The sequence below is a fragment of the Orbaceae bacterium lpD02 genome, assembly GCA_036251875.1.
Classification (GTDB): Bacteria; Pseudomonadota; Gammaproteobacteria; order Enterobacterales; family Orbaceae; genus Orbus; species Orbus sturtevantii.
Genome location: CP133960.1, coordinates 2748185 through 2764816, shown reverse-complemented (window position 1 = coordinate 2764816; position 16632 = coordinate 2748185). Strand labels below are relative to the sequence as shown.

Genomic DNA, 16632 nt, shown 5'->3' with positions numbered 1-16632 from the left:
TCACCATAATACTAATAGCATTAAGTAGAGTTTAAATTGCCCATTAATCGGACTAAATGCAAAATGTTTAATATTTGTAATTGATTTTGTGTGACTTAACCAATTACGATAAACCTGATTTAATTCAGTCGAATATTCATTTTCGGGTGAGGGTAATATAGGTACTAAATTATCAATAACCTGCTGCAATGTTTGCAGATAAAAACTCAAATCGTTATGCGCTAAAGCATACTCTTCATTTGTTTGCCAAAATTCTAAGATAGCGGGTAGTATTGACGAGGTAGTTAAGTTTGATATGTCTAATTGAGGAATTTTAGCGACATCACAGCCTTGCACTAAACGATACCCTCTAGCAGCCTTACTTTGTGAAAAAAGATGGATATGAAATTGGCTTAATTTATGCGCAAATAATAATAAATCGACCTTCGCACCTAATTTTAATTCTAATTCGACTTCTAAAATCGGCAAATTTAACGCACCGGTTGAAATTATACCTTGATCGAGCGCCACTTCTATTTGGCTTTGGTTAAAATGAACCACCCATGTTTCTCGTTGAAAGTCGGTGGTAAACAACGCACTCAGTTGCTTTTCTAAACTATCGCGATCCAATCCGATAGGAAATGCGGCCTTCGGCAGTGCCGATAGATTTAATTTATTATTAGGGAGTGATGCATTAAATTCCAGCCTTGAGTGTAAACCTGTGATTGATTTTTCATTCATTGAAGACTTTAGCGTAATTTCATATTCATGCTTTTTTGTATTTTCCTCAATACTGCGGATACGGATACTGGTATGATGGCGTCGCAAAATATTATCAAGACTATCGTAGTAACTATTTGCTAAGTGTAAGCTACGTTGTTCGATAATACGTTGGTTTTGTAAAAAAGTAGACAATGGTTTAATCGATGACGAGTCAATCTCAAATTTTAGTTCAATTTCTTCGCTCATTTATACCTCCCTCCCTTTTATTGTTATAATAACGATCTGATCCTCGCCAAAACAGAAGGTATATAGTAATGTATTTTTATACACAACGTATATAATAAAAATGCCCTATCCTTAGAGCATTTTTATTATAAAATACCAGTAATGCTTATTACGAATAGACAGGAAAACCTTTACAAATATCCAGTACTTTTTGCTGTACATTCTTGATTACCCTTTCATCATCGATGTTGTCAAGCACATCGCAAATCCAATTAGCTAATTGCCTTGCTTCTTGTTCTTTAAAACCTCGGCGAGTTATTGCTGGCGTCCCCAATCGAATACCCGATGTAACAAATGGGCTTTGTGGATCACGAGGCACACTATTTTTATTAACCGTTATATTTGCCAGCCCTAATGCCGCATCGGCTGCTTTACCCGTTAGATTTTTATCGACTAAATCGATTAAAAATAGGTGATTTTGGGTTTCGCCTGAAACCACTTTATACCCACGTTTGATAACCTCTTCAACCATGGCCTGCGCATTTTTAACCACCTGCTGTTGATATGCCTTATAAGCGGGTTCCATTGCTTCTTTTAACGCAACCGCTTTAGCAGCAATAATGTGCATCAAAGGACCGCCTTGAGCACCAGGAAAAACAGCCGAGTTAAGCTTTTTATATAACTCTTCACTGCCGCCTTTAGCTAAAATGATCCCTCCTCGCGGTCCACCCAGTGTTTTATGCGTGGTAGTTGTAACAACATGAGCATAAGGTAATGGATTAGGGTAAACGCCCGCGGCAATTAAGCCAGCAACATGCGCCATATCAACAAATAAATAGGCGTCAACACTATCGGCAATTTCACGCATTTTCGGCCAATCCACAATACCTGAATAGGCAGAAAAACCACCAATAATCATTTTCGGCCTAGTCTCTTTTGCTATTTTGGCAACTTGTTGATAATCAATACGCCCATTTTCATCTACGCCATAAGCAACAATATTATACAACTTGCCTGAGAAGTTAACCGGTGAACCATGAGTTAAATGACCGCCTTCGGCTAAATTCATCCCCAACACCGTATCACCAGGCTGTAATAACGTGGTATAAACGGCAAAATTAGCTTGTGAACCCGAATGTGGTTGAACATTAGCATAATCAGCACCAAATAAAGCTTTTGCGCGATCAATAGCAAGCTGCTCGACGATATCAACGTATTCGCAACCACCATAGTAACGCTTTCCAGGGTAACCTTCAGCATATTTATTAGTAAGCTGCGAACCTTGTGCTTGCATAACCCTTGGGCTGGTATAATTTTCTGAGGCAATTAATTCGATATGCTCTTCTTGACGTTTATTTTCACCTAAAATAGCATCCCATAAATCTTTGTCATACTCAGCTATTGTCATTTGTTTAGTAAACATCTTGGCTCCTCACAACTTTAGTTAATAAAAATCGCTATAATCAACGATATTCGATACACACTTAAAAAACCACTTAATATTTACAATAATGAGATTTTAAGTCAACAAACCAAATCAAACTATAAAAATATAGTTGCCTCTTATTTTCATAAGTCGGGCATATAGGCTATTGATTGCCATTAAAAAAAATTTTCCCAAATTAATTTAAGACTTACTACCGTAGAAACGGTAATTAGCATTGGCCGAATTAACGTTTTACCTTTTGCAATAACCATGCTCGCACCTAATCTGGCGCCAATGATTTGCCCAATAAGCATCGTCAGTCCAATTGCCCAAATGACCTGCCCACTAAAAATAAAAAATAGCAGCCCAGCAAAATTAGAAGTGAAATTGAGAACTTTAGTATGAGCCGTTGCTTTAGTAAGATTAAATCCCGCTAAGGTAACATACGCTACCGCATAAAATGATCCAGCTCCAGGACCAAAAAAGCCATCATAAAAACCGACCGTCATCGCCGCGATTATAGCAAACTGAGTTTCAGACAACCGCCTTTTCCGATCATGTTCACCGATTTTGGGGCAAAGTAAAAAGTAAAGCCCTACGCTAATAGTCAAAACGGGTAATAAAATACGCAAAAAATCAGCTTTTATGTGTAAAACGAGCAACGTACCCAATGCTGCCCCCATAAAAGCTAACAATATTGATAGTTTCATTTCAGCTAGATTAACCATTCGTTTACGAATGAAGTAGAAACTAGCAGAAAATGAACCACCACAGCTTTGTAATTTATTAGTTGCTAAAGCCGCTTGTGGTGAAATACCTACCGCGAGCAATGCCGGCACCGTTAATAATCCACCACCGCCAGCAATTGAATCAATAAATCCAGCGATAAATGCCACCGCAAATAGCAGTAATAATAGTTGATAGCTAATTGTAATATCCATCAGTAATCTAAGATCCAATAGATGTTCGCCAATAAATACTCGACAGCATGACGGTAATAAAAATTAATAGCATAAACACTAGCCTGAATTTAGGCCGCTTAAATAAGTTAGCGATATAATGATTAAAATAGTATTTATCAAGCTGTAACAATAGATAGCCAATAATAACTAATGGGATCGCCAAAAGTAAGCCGCTAATTTTATCATCTAACATAGTAGGCGATTAAAAGTATCTAATAGGTTGAACATCACCACACTGAGCACGATGGCGCAGGTAATGATCCATTAACACTATCGCCATCATCGCTTCCGCTATCGGTACCGCTCGAATGCCGACGCAAGGATCGTGCCTACCGTGGGTTGAAACCTCAACAGTATTACCATGAATATCAATCGATTGTCCTGCGATTTCAATACTTGGGGTTGCTTTTAGTGCAATATTTGCTTGAATCGTTTGCCCAGAGCTAATCCCCCCTAACACTCCGCCAGCATGATTAGATTGAAAGCCCTCAGCAGTAATTTGATCTCGATTCTCGCTGCCACGTTTATTAATCGTTGCAAACCCGTCACCAATTTCCACACCTTTGACTGCATTGATGCTCATTAAGGCGTGAGCCAGATCGGCATCTAAACGGTCAAATACTGGCTCACCAAGACCAACTGGCACATTCTCGGCAACAATGGTCACCTTAGCACCGATAGAATCACCGCGTTTTTTCAAATTACGTAAGAGCTCATCAAGATCGTTTAATTTAGTCTCATCAGCACAGAAAAATGGATTTTGTGCCACTTGCTGCCAATCGGTTAATTCACACTTAATATCACCAATTTGTGCCAAATAACCGCGAATAGTTATGCCTAGTTTTTCTTGTAGGTATTTTTTGGCAATACTTCCTGCCGCAACTCGCATCGCTGTTTCGCGAGCAGATGCTCTTCCACCGCCGCGATAATCACGAATGCCATATTTTTGCTGATAGGTATAATCGGCATGGCTTGGGCGAAAAATATCTTTTATGCGGCTATAATCTTGTGAGCGCTGATCGGTATTTTCAATTAATAGACCAATGCTGGTGCCCGTCGTTTTACCTTCAAACACTCCAGACAAAATTTTAACCTCATCAGCCTCACGACGCTGGGTGGTATAACGAGATGATCCTGGCTTGCGGCGATCGAGCTCTATTTGTAGATCCTCTTCACATAATGTCAGTCCAGGAGGTACACCATCAACAATGCAGCCCAATGCCAGCCCATGCGATTCACCAAACGTCGTGACTTTAAAAAGCGTCCCTATTGAGTTCCCAGCCATAATTAACCTTTTCTTCTTTATTTAGAATTAGCGATAGTAATATCACTCTATAATGTCATTAAATTCAATTAGTTGCTTTTTGGTTAGCATAAATACACCATCGCCACCGTGCTTAAAAGTAAGCCATTTGAATGGGATCTGCGGATACTGTTCTTGTAAAGCAACGCTACTATTACCAACCTCACAAATCAACACCCCAAACTTAGACAGGTGTTCAGCTGATTGCTTTAATATACGCTTAACGATATCGAGTCCATCATGACCCGCGGCAAGTGCCAAATCAGGTTCAATCTTAAACTCTGATGGCAAATCATCCATATCGTCTTGATCAACATAAGGTGGATTCGAAATAATTACGTCATATTGAACATCGGGTAAATCATTAAAGAGATCAGACAATATTGGCAAAACTCGGTGTGAAAGCTGATGTGACTCAATATTTATTTGTGCCACCTCAAGTGCCTCGATAGAGATATCCGCCACATCGACTTGCGCATCTTGATACTCATAAGCACATGCGATACCGATGCAGCCACTGCCGGTACATAGGTCAAGAATATTACGCGGTTCAAAATCAATAATACCGACTAAATGGTTTTGAATTAACTCACCAATCGGTGAACGCGGAATTAAAACCCGCTCGTCAACGTAAAACTGATGACCACAAAACCACGCCATGTTGGTCAAATATGGGGTAGGAATATGTTGTTCTATTCTCGCGGTAACATTATCAATAATTGTCTGTTTTTCATCTAAAGTTAAGTTAGCCGCATAAAACTCAGCAGGAATCGTTAACGGCAAATTAAGGCTAGGTAAAACTAATAACTTTGCTTCATCAATCGCATTATTGCTGCCGTGACCATAATAAATATCTGAACGGTTAAACAGTGATGCCGCCCAACGAATAAAATCTTGAATAGTATGTAATTGATTAACAATCTGTTCCATGATGTATCCCTAGTGTTTTAGCACTATTTTAGGGGCAATAGCGCAATAAGACAATCAATAGTTATCGCTAATGTTTGATTAAATTTATGCCCTAATTAATTTAAATAACTTAGCAAAAAATAGCGAATTTGACTTATCCCTGATCAAGCTCAGTTTTCAACCGACCAATTAAGTTCTTCACCCGCCAAAAAGGGAATAATCTCGCCGACACCTGATATAAAAATAGTCTCGGCAACCTTATGCTTTTTCTTAACCAGCGTTAGCGTATCTTGATTGATCGGTAATTGATAAAACGTTGCCCCATTGATTGCAACAAATGCCTCTAGCTTATCTAATGCATTAGCCTGTTCAAAAATGTGCGCATAGACAGATAGCGCCACCGGTGCATTAAATACACCTGCGCATCCACATGCCGACTCTTTGCTATTTTTTTGGTGTGGCGCGGAATCCGTTCCTAAAAAAAAGCGATCACAACCAGACGTTACGGCTTGCATCAATTTTTGGCGATGTACTTCTCTTTTTAAAATCGGTAAACAGTAATTATGCGGTTTTAAGCCACCTTGAAATAACGCATTGCGATTTAATAAAATATGCTGAGGCGTTACCGTCGCCGCTAAAGTAGCGGGTCCTTGCATCACTAACTCAGCTGCTTCTTGGGTCGTTGCGTGTTCGAGTACAATTTTTAGTTCAGGAAGCGTTTTCATTAACGGTAACAGCATGTTATCAATAAATTGTGCTTCACGGTCAAATACATCAATCGCCGGATCGGTGACTTCACCATGTATTAATAACGGGATGCCATGCTTTTGCATCGCCTCTAATACTGGCAATACATGATTAATTGAGCGAATACCGTCTGCTGAGTTAGTTGTGGCATGTGCTGGGTATAATTTTACCGCTTGTAAAATATTGCGTTGATAGCCACTAACCACATCATTAATCTTAGTATCGTCAGACAGATAAATAGTCATCAATGGCGTAAAATTATCGCGATGAGGGATCGCTGCCAACACCCGCTTCTTATACTCACTGACCTCTGCTAATGTTTTTAATGGTGGCATTAAATTCGGCATAATCATCGCTCGCGCATAATCTCGACTAGAATAAGCCACCACTCCCTTAAGCATCTGCTCATCACGTAGATGCAAATGCCAATCATCTGGCCGTTTAATCGTTATTTTTTGTAATTCCGACATCAATATCTACCTCTTGCAATAAAACTCGGTCATCAAAACGCTCAATCATATAACCGGCAAGTAGGCGGTAATCACATTAATTGGATAGTCTCAATTTTGAGATATTATAAGCCTAAAAATAATATTTTGTGATTAATTAAATTAATTATAGCCTCATTTTTTATAATCCAGAGTGGCGACCCATTTTACGTAAAAAAAAGCTAAAATATATTTTTATAAGTATTACCTATTTTATAAATAACCAAGATGAATTTAAAATTTAATCATAAAAAACAGATAGTTAAACTTAAATCATAAAGTAACAGTCAATTAGTTATTTAAACTATTGATAAATATTCTATAATGACCAGATCTATTTAATAGGAGTAATAGTATGAATATCGTTGATATTTCAAATAAACGTTATACCACCAAACATTATGATAAAAGCAAAAAAATTCCTGCTGAACAGTTTAAACAACTTTTAACAGTATTAAAAAATAGCCCTTCTTCTGTAAATAGCCAACCATGGCACTTTTTCATCGCTGATAATGATGCGGCTAAAGCAAAAATTTTACCATCAATCCTTGATTTTAATCACCCTCGCGTGGCTGATTCGTCTCATACGATCGTGTTTTGCATTAAAACGCCATTAGATGAAGCACATTTACAAAATTTATTACGACAAGAAGAAAAAGATGGCCGTTTTCCTAGCGCTGAACTTAAAGAAGGTCAAGATCAAGGACGTCGTTTTTTTGTTGAACAAAATAGTAAGACAGCAGAAAACCTACTTTGCTGGGAAAGCAAGCAACTTTACCTTGCTTTAGGTCAAATACTATTTGCCGCGGCAGCAATTGGCATTGATTCAACGGCAATTGAAGGCTATGACAATGTCAAGATGGATGAAATTTTAGGTCTCAAAGAAAAAGGGCTAAAAAGCGTTGTTGTTGCCACCTTTGGTTATCATGATGTCAATGACGGTAACGCACATCGACCTAAATCACGTTTACCAAATGAGCAAATTTTCACAACCTTGTAATCATTATCGGCTAGGATTCTCCTAGCCTTTTTTAGCCAAAATGGGTAAAACTAGTTTTAACATCACACGATCACTTAACGCTGCTACCATCTAGTATGACTGACAAAAACCTAGTCACGCCGAATTAATAATGCATCACTCCAGCTGCTACCATTATCGTTCGTTTTCTTACGCTTAGGCACCGTCATAGCGGGATTAAAATTAGGATTAAGCCTTGGTTTAGCCTTGACTGGCTTATCTAAAAATGAGAGTAGCATTTTAGTATAATCCTGCTGTGGCTTATTAAATATCTCCTCGCGTTTACCTTGCTCAATAACCTCGCCATCTTTCATTACCACAACGTGATGACATAACGAGTAAATCACCGACAAATCATGGCTGATAAATAAATAGCTTAATTGGTGTTTCTGTTGCAGTGTTTTTAATAGCGTAATAATTTGCAACTGCACCGTGCGATCAAGTGACGATGTCGGTTCATCTAAAATTAATAATTCCGGTTGCAAAATTAATGCTCGAGCAATCGCAATGCGCTGCCGTTGCCCGCCAGAAAACTCTAACGGATAACGATGGCGGCTTTCAGGATCAAGCCCAACCTCCTGCATAATATCAATCACCTGCTGAACAACGTCTAAGCGGGAGAGCTTTTTATGAGTCAGTAATCCTTCGCTAATAATTTGTTCAACATTAAAACGCGGGTTAAGTGATGAAAATGGATCTTGAAATACCACTTGAATCTTACTACGCAGCGGCAGTAGTTTCTTCTGGCTAAGCTTAAGCAATGGTTGACCATTAAAAACAATCTCACCTTGGGCGTTAATTAACCGCAAAATAGCCAGCGCCGTAGTGCTTTTACCTGAACCCGACTCACCAACTAAACCTACGGCTTCGCCTTGATGAACAGCAAAAGCGACATTATGCACAATTGCCCGTTTTTGATGTTTGAACAGCCTTTTCTTAATCACTACATTAACGCTCAGGTGGTTAACATTAAGTAAAATACCGGGTTGCACAGGCAATGGGATCGGATCGCCCTGTGGCTCCGAATTGAGTAACAATTGAGTATATTGATGCTCTGGGCGTAAAAAAATACGCTGCTTGCTATTTAGCTCAACAATCTGCCCTTGATTCATCACCGCAACGTTATCCGCCACTTTTTTTACGATACTCAAATTATGGGTAATAAATAACATACTCATCTTCAATTCATTTTTCAGCTCTTTCAGCAGCTGAATAATTTGCGCCTGAACTGAAACATCGAGCGCCGTTGTGGGCTCATCAGCAATTAATAATTTAGGCTGAGTCAAGATAGCCATCGCAATCATTACCCGTTGCCGTTCACCACCCGACAACTGATGGGGATAACTATTTAATCGCTGCTTAGCATTTTTAATACCAACCCGAGTTAAATAGTCAATAATCTCAGATCTTGCCTGATTTCTCGCCATCCCGCGATGCAAAGAGAGCACTTCATAAAGTTGTTTTTCAACGGTATGCAGAGGATTAAGTGAAACCATCGGCTCTTGAAATATCATGCTAATTTGATTACCGCGAATCTGCCTTAATGTAGCTTCATCGGCTTTGAGCAAATCACGGTCAGCAAACCGGATCTCACCATTTGGATATACGGTTTGCTGTGGCGAAAGTAAACCTAAAATGGACAAGGCCGTTACCGATTTACCACTGCCTGATTCACCCACTAATGCCAGCGTTTCCGTCTCGTTAATCGCAAAGTTAATGTGATCAACGACGGATATCACACCTTGCGACTGTTTAAATTGAATACTTAAATCATTAATCGATAATAAAGGTGTACTCATCTTACACCCCCTTTATTTGGATCGAATGCATCTCGAACTGCCTCACCAATAAATATCAACAACGAGAGCAGTGTGGCAATAACGATAAATGCGGTAATACCAAGCCAAGGAGCTTGGAGATTATTTTTACCTTGTAATAGCAGCCGCCCTAATGACGGCGAATCGAGCGGTAAACCAAAGCCTAAAAAGTCCAGCGATGTTAATGTCGTAATCGAACCACAAAGGATAAATGGTAAAAAGGTCAAGGTTGCCACCATCGCATTAGGCAAGATGTGTTTAAACATAATTTTACGGTCACTCACCCCTAATGCTCTAGCGGCGCGAATATAATCAAAATTACGGGTACGTAAGAATTCGGCGCGAACCACACTTACTAAGCCCATCCACCCGAATATCACGGTAATAACAAGTAACCACCAAAAATTAAGCGGCATAATACTCGATAATAAAATGATGACAAATAAAACTGGCAATCCACTCCAGATCTCAATAAACCGCTGCCCCAACAAATCCACTTTACCACCATAATAACCTTGTAGCGCACCGATAAAGATACCAATCATTGAGGTGATTAGCGTCAATAAAATGGCAAAAAACATCGAAATCCGAAAACCATAGACAATATTGGCAAACACATCAAAACCGGCATCGGTGGTCCCAAGCCAATGATCGGATGACGGCGGAGTGGGAAAGGTGCTCGCGGTATTATAAATTAGCGTGTTATAGCTATAACGAAACGGCGGCCAAATAATAAAGCCGTCTTGGCTGATTGTTTGTTCAATGGCTGGATCTAAATAATTGGTGGTAGTATTAAAATCACCACCAAAATCAGTTTCTGGATACTCTTTTATAATCGGGAAATAAAGCTCACCGTGATATTGCAGCATAATCGGTTTGTTATTAATAATAACATTCGCAAATAAACTAAAGATAAAGCAGCTAATAAAAATCCATAATGAGATATAGCCGCGCTTATTTTGTTTAAAACGCTTGATACGTAGCTGATTGATGGATAGTGGCTTAGATGGCTGATTAGTTGTTATTGTTGTCGTCATATTAGCGCGCCTCAAAATCAATACGCGGATCGATTAGCATATAGGTTAAATCACTCATTAACTTTGTGATTAAACCAATTAAGGTAAAAATATACAGTGAGCCAAAAATCACCGGATAATCGCGTTGGATAATGGCTTCATAGCCGAGTAAACCGAGCCCATTGAGTGAAAAAATAATCTCAATAAGCAGCGCGCCAGTAAATAAAATCCCGACAAAAGCCGCCGGAAAACCAGATACAATCAGTAACGTGGCATTACGAAAGATGTGTCGGTATAAAATTTGCCGCTCGTCGAGCCCCTTGGCTCTAGCGGTTACCACATACTGTTTGCGAATTTCGTCTAAAAATGAGTTTTTGGTTAGCATCGTCAGCGAAGCAAAACCACTCACTACAATGGCAATGGTCGGTAAACAGATATGCCAAAAATAGTCGCATATTTTGCCCCAAATACTGAGTTGCTCAAAATTAGCCGATATCAACCCACGCAGAGGGAAAAGAGTAAAATAACTGCCACCGGCAAATAACACAATTAACAAAACCGCCAATAAAAATGCTGGGATCGCGTAACCGACAATAATCACCACGCTTGACCAAAAGTCGAACTTAGAGCCATCTTTAACCGCTTTACGGATCCCTAGCGGGATCGAGATAGCATAAACCAGCAGTGTGCTCCATAGCCCTAATGAAATCGAAACCGGCAAACTTTTAATAATTAAGCCAATCACCGATTCACTTTTAAAAAAACTATTACCAAAATCAAACGCGATAAAATTTTTAATCGTACCGATATAGCGCTGCCATATTGGCTGATCAAAACCATATTGTTTCTCTATCTCGGCCACGATTTGTGGATCCAGCCCTCGTGCACCGCGATACAACTGATGATGATTCAAAGAGGATTGCACTGCACTACCCGGTAGCAAACTTTGTCCCGCTTGGTTTGCATTTTCAAGTGTTGCAATTGCCTGATCAACTGGACCGCCTGGCGCTATCTGCACAATAAAAAAATTGATAGTTAAAATAATTAATAGCGTTGGAATAATGAGTAATAATCGGCGAATAAAATAACTTAGCATAATATCGTCTCCTTGCTACTCATGGTGGTTAGGCAGTTTAGCGGCACTGTCGGCATCATACCACCAATTATTTAATCCGATAGCATAAAGCGGCTTAACGGCTGGTTGTCTAAACTTATCCCAGTAAGCATAGTAAGTATAACGCGGGTACCACATCGGGATCATCGGGTATTCTTGCGTTAAAACGCGATCTAATGCCCTGCCCAGCGCCTGTAAATTTGCTTGGTCATCGAGATAATTAGGAATTTGCGCAATTAAAAAATCAATCGCAGAGTTGTGCAAACCCGACGAGTTCCATGACGAATCAAGATAGGCAGAGCCCCACTCGATGATTAATGCCGATGAAGGGTAAAAGTGAGCATCATAAAGCCTTGGCACCATATCATAATCACGCTGACGTAACCGGCGGGTAGCTTGTGCATAATCGACGGTGGTAATGGTCATATTGATGCCTAATTTAGCCAGACTCTGCTGATAAGGGATGGCATATTTAAGATCCGAGCCCATATAGGCCAGTAATTCAAACTCAAAAGGCTCACCGGTTTGCTCATTGATTAATTGATTACCATCAACCACCCAGCCCGCCTGGGCTAATAATTCTTTTGCCGCTAATAAATTTGGCCGATTAAAGCCATTACCGTCACTTGCTGGAAGATGATAAGCTTCGCCAAACACCGCTTTGGGAATAATCGCCGCAAATGGTCGTAACCACTTCAGTTCCTGCTCGCTTGGTTCGCCTTGTGCGGCATAAGGGGTATTTTCAAAAAAGCTCATCGGTTGCTTATAGCTATCATAATAAAATGCATGGTTAAGCCAAGCAAAATCAAATGCTAAGGTTAGCGCTTTTCTAACGCGAATATCATTAAAAATCGGTCGCTCAATATTAAAGGCTAACCAGCGGGTATTGACCGCCGTAGTCATATCATCTTGCTTTTTAATAATAAAATGATTATCAAATGGCTTGCCTTGGTATTGCGTAAACCAATTTTTGGGCTGCTCCTCAGCTCGGAAATCATATTCACCCGCTTTAAACGCTTCTAATGCGATACTATCATCTAAAAAATAATCAATTCTTTGCGCGTCAAAATTGTTACGCCCCTGATTGACGGCTAAATGGTTGCCCCAATAATTGTTATCTCTTTGATAAACCGCATACTGGCCGAGTTTATACTCACCTATTATATAAGGTGCACTACCGATGGGCGGCGTTGCTAATGGCTCAGCTAGGTTTTTATTTTGCCAAAAATGCCGAGGGAACACGCTAAAATTACCGACAAACGACAGCAACTGTTCGCGGTTGGCTACGGGTAATTCAAATCTGACACGGTATTTATCCAGCGCTTTTACTTTAACGCCTTTATAATAAACGCGGTATTGTGATGCCCCTTCGGTCATCATTTTGTCGAAGGTAAATTCAACATCATCAGCGGTTAATGGTACCCCATCACTAAAATAGGCGGCTGGATTTAAGGTGACCTCCGCCCATTGGTACTGATCGGAATAAGTAATAGAGGTGGCGAGTAACGGATAATAACTGCTTAATTCATCATCTGACCCGGTAAATAGCGATTCATAGATGGCTGCTGATGAGTGCTCTGCCGCGCCGCGGCTAGCAAAACGATTAAAATTGTCATAGCTACCAATTTCGGCTAGTTTTAGCGTCCCCCCTTTAGGGGCATTAGGATTGACATAATCAAAATGGGCAAAATCATGTGGATATTTGGGCTTACCGATTAACGCAAATGCGGTACTGGTAATAATTTTTTCAGCGGGGTGCAAAGCGATTGGCGTTTGAGAAGCAGTAACTTCATGTTCAGTGCTTAAACCGTCTACGCTAGGATCGTTAGCGACAGCATCTATGCTGATCGCTGACAACGGGGTGACATCAACTTGCTGCGTGTCGTTAGCTAGCGCAAACGAACTATATAAACCATTGAATAAACCTAATAGCACTAATGATTGTAATATTGTCGTTAAACGATTAAACATTTTTTTCCTCATCATCAATGGTACTCAATAAATTGTTGCTGATAACAGTGCTGAGTGACTGCACTGACTTGCAACTGTTTAAGATAGGTTAAGTAAACCTCACGCGGCAATTCAAACGCACCGAGCGACGCGGTATGATCGTTAAGAACTTGGCAATCGATCAGCGCGCCGCCATGCAAAATAAAGTGCTGACAAAAGGCATACAAACCGACTTTAGATGCATTGGTTTGGCTGCTAAACATTGACTCGCCGCAAAACAAGGCCCCTTGCGCAATGCCATATAAACCACCAATTAAACGATTATTTTGCCAAACTTCAATCGAATGGGCAAAACCTAATTGATGTAATTTGAGATATGCCGCTAGCATATCATCGGTGATCCATGTTTGCTTATGGTAACGGGCACAACCTGCTATCACCGCGCTAAAATCAGTATTAATACTGACGCGATAATCGCTACGTTGTAAAAATTTTTTAAATGAACGGCTATTATGCAGCTGCTGAGGATCGATCACCGCTCTTGGATCAGGCGACCACCATAAAATCGGTTCACCCTCGCTAAACCAAGGGAATATTCCTTGTTGATAAGCCGCAAGCAAGCGTGATGAAGAGAGATCGCCCCCAACAGCCAATAGCCCATTAGGTTCAATTAATCCATCATTGGGATCAGGGAATATTAATGAATCATTTAAAACATGGAGTGGCACACTATAGCCCGAATTAAATTAGTTATTAATGTTTTCGGCTATTATACATAAAAATTGACGTAAAACTAAATCAATAACCGTAACCATGGCTTTAATTTCTGCCAACCACAATACACTTTATTGCTAGCAAAAAATAAAGATAACAATAAAATTGATAAAATCGCGCCTATTGAACAGTGCATCTAGCCAAAAAGCAATCGAACCGAGTAATGCCTTTGCTATCAGCTATTACTATTTAGAGCATTGCTGATTATCTGCAAACTACGGATAAATTATCTGCGCGTTTTTTGCTTTAACTTAGCTTGATTGCTAGTTTTTTTAAATACCACTTCGGGCTGATAATAAAAAAGCCCTATTGCACGCCTTGATGCACTTTTAGCGGGCCTACGTCCGATATCTTTAGCATTATCCCAATCCAGAGAATATTTACCTTGCACAATTAGCTCATCAATATGATCTTTAGTCATGGCTTTTAAATTAATATACTGGACATTTTTCCAACCTAAGGTGGCAAAAATCTGCTCGGCAAGCTCTACATAAGTGGTTCTAAAACTACCGTATGTCAGTATACTTAAAATTCCTAAAAATCCCCCTAATGTAAAAAAAACAATCAATATATCTTCTAGATTAAAGCTAAAAAAAACATAAATCATAAAAAGTGAAAATAAAACATAAAATATAAAAAATGAAGTAATAAAATTTTTAAGTAATTTATTACGTCCACCACTACAAGGAGGAATAATGCAAATAATCTGCTCAGCAGGTTTAAGCATCGCATACACTTCATAATGGTCAGCATGCTGCTCCGCCACCACTTCAACTTGATCACCATCGTTAAATTGAAAGCATCCTAACCAACCTTTTAGCGATATGGTACCATTCAGCTTACCACTAATGTATAACGCAGGAAGGTAATTACTATCATCTTTCCCATCAGCCCGCCCTAGTGCCGCTAATGCGGCAGTACTGTTGCCATTAAGCATGGCTGCCGCGGCTCCGGTCCTTAACTTAGCTTTTTGCTGCTGCTTTTGTTCATCCGTCATATAAGCATTTCCCATCAATGGTGCTCGGCAAAAAATAGCTTTAAACTCGGATAATGTACCAGTTAAGCGCACCAATTTTTTTGGTGGTAAAATTGGATCAGGAATGCTGATACCTGTTTTTTTAAGTAAATCCTCCTTACTTGTATACGCAGTATCTTTGTTATTAAATGTAGCATAGGGAATCGTATTTTTATCTAGCATAATAATGCATTACCTAGGCCGCTTAGGCTTAGAATTATTATTAGCTTTTTTAAATACCACTTCTGGCCGATAATAATAGACACCTATAGCACTCTTTGAGTCACATTTATTCGGCCTGATAAACATATCAATCCCTGAATTCCATTCTAAGGAATATTTTCCTTGCATAATTAGCTCATCAATATGCTGTTTAGTCATCTTCCTTAAGTTAATATATTCAACATGTTGCCAACCTAAAGTGGTAAAAATTTGCTCTGCTAACTCTACATATGTAGCTTTAAATTTACCATATGCAACTATACCTATAAGACCAAATAAAACGCCTATTCCAGCATAAGCGGGCACAATATCATCTAAGGTAAAACTACCAAATAGCGCAAGCATCCCTGCTGTAAATAAAACATAAAAACTAAAAAATATTATTAAGAAATCTTTCAATGCCTTTTTCCGTCCCCCGCTACAAGGCGGAATAATGCAAATAATCTGCTCAGCAGGTTTTAGCATGGCATATACTTCATAATGGTCGGCATGCTGCTCCGCCACAACTTCAACCTGATCACCATCATTAAACTGAAAGCATCCTAACCAACCTTTTAGCGATATGGTACCATTCAGCTTACCACTAATGTATAACGCAGGAAGATAATTACTATCATCTTTCCCATCAGCACGACCTAATGCCGCTAATGCCGCAGTGCTGTTGCCGTTAAGCATCGCTGCCGCGGCTCCGGTCCTTAACTTAGCTTTTTGCTGCTGTTTTTGCTCTTCCGTCATATAAGCACCATCCATTAAGGGGGCTCGGCAAAAAATAGCTTTAAACTCGGATAATGTACCAGTTAACCGCACCAGCTTTTTCGGTGGTAAAATCGGATCGGGGATACTGATACCCGTTTTTTTGAGTAACTCCTCTTTATCGCGATAGACAATGTCTTTATCGCTAAATGTGGCATAGGGAATCGTATTTTTATCTAGCATAATAATGC

14 protein-coding genes are annotated in these 16632 nt (G+C 39.6%); 1 reads left to right on the top strand and 13 read right to left on the bottom strand.

The window, feature by feature from the left end:
• The 6 genes from RHO12_12210 to pyrC all read right to left on the bottom strand — a co-directional run bounded on the left by RHO12_12210 (position 1) and on the right by pyrC (position 6744).
• Positions 1 to 948: a CYTH domain-containing protein gene (locus RHO12_12210; GenBank protein ID WVD66114.1), complete on the bottom strand. Its 948-nt coding sequence runs from the start codon at positions 946 to 948 to the stop codon at positions 1 to 3.
• A gap of 148 nt (positions 949 to 1096) precedes the next feature.
• Positions 1097 to 2350, bottom strand: coding sequence for a serine hydroxymethyltransferase (glyA, locus tag RHO12_12205; protein WVD66113.1), 1254 nt, complete (start codon positions 2348 to 2350; stop codon positions 1097 to 1099).
• Between the two features lie 179 nt (positions 2351 to 2529).
• A complete protein-coding gene (locus RHO12_12200) occupies positions 2530 to 3294 on the bottom strand; it encodes a TSUP family transporter (protein WVD66112.1) in 765 nt (254 codons plus the stop codon).
• 223 nt (positions 3295 to 3517) lie between these two features.
• Positions 3518 to 4600 (bottom strand): chorismate synthase, encoded by a 1083-nt coding sequence (gene aroC / locus RHO12_12195; GenBank protein WVD66111.1) that lies wholly within the window; start codon positions 4598 to 4600, stop codon positions 3518 to 3520.
• A gap of 42 nt (positions 4601 to 4642) precedes the next feature.
• Positions 4643 to 5548, bottom strand: a complete 906-nt coding sequence (gene prmB, locus RHO12_12190; GenBank protein ID WVD66110.1) for a 50S ribosomal protein L3 N(5)-glutamine methyltransferase — start codon at positions 5546 to 5548, stop codon at positions 4643 to 4645.
• Between the two features lie 149 nt (positions 5549 to 5697).
• On the bottom strand, positions 5698 to 6744 hold the full coding sequence (pyrC, locus tag RHO12_12185) for a dihydroorotase (GenBank protein WVD66109.1): 1047 nt from the start codon (positions 6742 to 6744) through the stop codon (positions 5698 to 5700).
• A 373-nt stretch (positions 6745 to 7117) separates the two neighbouring features.
• Here pyrC and nfsB point away from each other — a divergent pair, with 373 nt between their 5' ends.
• Complete coding sequence (gene nfsB / locus RHO12_12180; protein ID WVD66108.1) at positions 7118 to 7762, top strand: oxygen-insensitive NAD(P)H nitroreductase; 645 nt, start codon at positions 7118 to 7120, stop codon at positions 7760 to 7762.
• Positions 7763 to 7872: 110 nt separating this feature from the next.
• Here the strand turns inward: nfsB and yejF are convergent, their stop codons facing one another.
• The 7 genes from yejF to RHO12_12145 form a co-directional block, all read right to left on the bottom strand.
• Positions 7873 to 9579 (bottom strand): microcin C ABC transporter ATP-binding protein YejF, encoded by a 1707-nt coding sequence (yejF, locus tag RHO12_12175; GenBank protein ID WVD66107.1) that lies wholly within the window; start codon positions 9577 to 9579, stop codon positions 7873 to 7875.
• Positions 9576 to 10634, bottom strand: coding sequence for a microcin C ABC transporter permease (locus tag RHO12_12170; GenBank protein WVD66106.1), 1059 nt, complete (start codon positions 10632 to 10634; stop codon positions 9576 to 9578). The genes yejF and RHO12_12170 overlap by 4 nt, the downstream gene beginning before the upstream one ends.
• Before the next feature lies 1 nt (position 10635).
• Positions 10636 to 11709: a microcin C ABC transporter permease YejB gene (gene yejB, locus RHO12_12165; protein WVD66105.1), complete on the bottom strand. Its 1074-nt coding sequence runs from the start codon at positions 11707 to 11709 to the stop codon at positions 10636 to 10638.
• A 15-nt stretch (positions 11710 to 11724) separates the two neighbouring features.
• A complete protein-coding gene (locus tag RHO12_12160) occupies positions 11725 to 13698 on the bottom strand; it encodes an extracellular solute-binding protein (GenBank protein WVD66104.1) in 1974 nt (657 codons plus the stop codon).
• Positions 13699 to 13712: 14 nt separating this feature from the next.
• Positions 13713 to 14405 (bottom strand): leucyl/phenylalanyl-tRNA--protein transferase, encoded by a 693-nt coding sequence (gene aat, locus RHO12_12155; GenBank protein WVD66103.1) that lies wholly within the window; start codon positions 14403 to 14405, stop codon positions 13713 to 13715.
• A 272-nt stretch (positions 14406 to 14677) separates the two neighbouring features.
• The gene (locus tag RHO12_12150; protein WVD66102.1) at positions 14678 to 15649 is read right to left on the bottom strand and encodes a putative type VI secretion system effector; all 972 of its coding nucleotides are present in this window, start codon (positions 15647 to 15649) and stop codon (positions 14678 to 14680) included.
• A 9-nt stretch (positions 15650 to 15658) separates the two neighbouring features.
• Complete coding sequence (locus tag RHO12_12145; GenBank protein WVD66101.1) at positions 15659 to 16624, bottom strand: putative type VI secretion system effector; 966 nt, start codon at positions 16622 to 16624, stop codon at positions 15659 to 15661.
• Positions 16625 to 16632: the final 8 nt, after the last annotated feature.